The 2,085-nt window shown below is 64.0% G+C and carries 3 protein-coding genes; 1 reads left to right on the top strand and 2 read right to left on the bottom strand.

Annotation, left to right across the window (positions count from 1 at the left end; all coding sequences use genetic code 11):
* Positions 1-204 (top strand): alpha/beta fold hydrolase (locus tag ACYVDE_RS21050; protein WP_460503497.1); only part of this gene is annotated, 204 nt, incomplete at its 5' end.
* A 106-nt stretch (positions 205-310) separates the two neighbouring features.
* Here the strand turns inward: ACYVDE_RS21050 and ACYVDE_RS21055 are convergent.
* On the bottom strand, positions 311-1,582 hold the full coding sequence (locus ACYVDE_RS21055; protein ID WP_460503498.1) for a sensor histidine kinase: 1,272 nt from the start codon (positions 1,580-1,582) through the stop codon (positions 311-313).
* Between the two features lie 206 nt (positions 1,583-1,788).
* Positions 1,789-2,085, bottom strand: a 297-nt coding sequence (locus ACYVDE_RS21060; protein WP_460503499.1) for a winged helix-turn-helix domain-containing protein, incomplete at its 5' end; no start/stop codon positions are given.

Here is a 2,085-nt window from a genome sequence, read left to right on the forward strand (position 1 = left end):
CCCGTGCGCCTCTGGCACGGCCAGGCCGATGGCGTGTGGGCTCCCGGCAACATCCCCTGGCTGGCCCAGCGGCTGGGTGGCGCGCCTATGCACCTGCTGCCCGCGCAGGGCCACATGCTGTACCTGGAGAACTGGCCCGGTATTCTGGAAGAAATGGCTGGGCTGCTGGATGGGGTGAGCGAGGAAGAAAGAACATCATGCTGAGCGCAGCCGAAGCATCTCGCGTGCAGTAGTAAACCCAATCGTTGGGATTAGTTAGGCAGTAGAGATGCTTCGGCTGCGCTCAGCATGACGCTCTTATATACCGGCGCTATAACCGCACCCGCATCTGGTGCCGGCCGGGCTCCTCGTAGTGGTAGCTGAGCAGCAGTCCGTAGGTTTCGCACACCTGCCGGGCAATAGCCAGGCCCAGGCCCACACTGCCCGGCACCCGCTCGGGCCCCGGCCGGAAACGCACAAACAGCTGGTCGGCGGGCAGGGCGCGGAGGCGGCCGGTGTTTTCCACCGTCAATAATCCTGTGGTGAGCACCACGCGCACCGTGCCGCCCGCCACGTTGTGGCGGATGGCGTTGCTGAGCAGGTTGCTCACCAGAATGTCGAGCAGCGAGCGGTTGGCCGCTAGCGGCAGCGTGGGCACCAGGTCGGTGCTGAACGTGAGGCCCGCCCCGGCCAGCTGCTCGCGCAGCTGCCCCAGCTGCGTGCGGATGGTGGCCGCCACATCCACGGTTTCGGTGGGGAAAAACAGCTGCTGGTCGAGGTGCGCCAGCAGCAGCAGGCTGCGGCTGAGGTGGGTGAGGCGCTGCGTTACGTCGAGCAACGGCTCGATGTGGCTGGCCTGCTCTTCCGTCAGCCCTGGGGCCTGCACCAGCATGTCGAGCTTGGTACGCAGGATGGCCAGCGGCGTTTGCAGCTCGTGGGCGGCGTTTTCGGTAAATTCCTTCTGGCGGTGGTAGATGCGCTGGTTGCGGTGCAGCACCCGCCCGATGGCCGCGTTCAGCGCCTTAAACTCGGGAATGCGCGTGGAGGCCAGGTGCACCGGCGCGGGCTGGTCGAGTTTGTATTTCTGCAGCTCACCCAGCGTATGGTAGAACGGGGCCCACAGCCGCCGCGCCAGCACGTGCTGCAACACCAGCAGTCCCGCCACCAGCAGACCAAATAGCAGCGCCCCCGCCTGCCCGATGCGCGCCAGCAGCTCCTGGCTATCGAGCATGGTCGTGCGCAGTTCCAGCCGGTACGGCCGCCCCTGAAACATCACCGGCGCGGCCAGCTGCCGGTAGGGTACGGTTTTATTCACCAGCTTATTATACATCATGCGCACGCTGAAGGCGGCCGGCGGCCCCGGCGCGGTCAGCGGCACAAATTCCACGTTATGGTCGAGCCGGTGCCAGAATTCCAGGTCGGCCGGCGAGTGCAGGTACAGCCGCAGGTCGTTATCCACGCGCAGCTTGCGCCGGCTCAGCGTGCGGTCAACGTACTGATAATAGATTTTGCGGATGAAGTTGTAGTACACGAACGTGCCCGCCGCCGCCACCACGCTGGCATAAATCAGGAAAATAACGGTGGTGCGGGCCAGCAGCTTCATGGGGCGAAAACGTTGAACAGCAAACTCCCCTCCTCAGATGAGGAAGGGATGTTCGCGCTTTAGCGCGAACGGGGTGGTTTGATTCGTTGAACGATGCCCGAACGAGCCGGGCGCTGGTCGTTCGGGCATCGTTCAACGAATCAAACCACCCCAATTTTAGCTGCGCTAAAATATCCCCTCCTTATCCAAGGAGGGGAGTGGTCGTGCTACTCCTTGCCATTCGGCTCGAACCGATACCCCAGCCCGTACACCATCCGAATGTAGTTCGGCGCGCCGGCCTCCGTGAGCTTGCGCTTGAGGTTTTTGACGTGCGCGTACACGTTCTCGAACGTGTCGAACTGCTCGGCCGCGTCGCCCGACAAATGCTCAGCAATGGCCCCTTTGGTGATGACGCGGCCCTGGTTGGCCAGCAGCAGCAGCAGCAAATCGAACTCGGTGCGCGTCAGCGTGAGGGCTTTGCCGGCCACGGCGGCGCGGCGGGCGGGCACGTCCACGGCCAGCTC

It is taken from the genome of Hymenobacter agri (assembly GCF_054778495.1).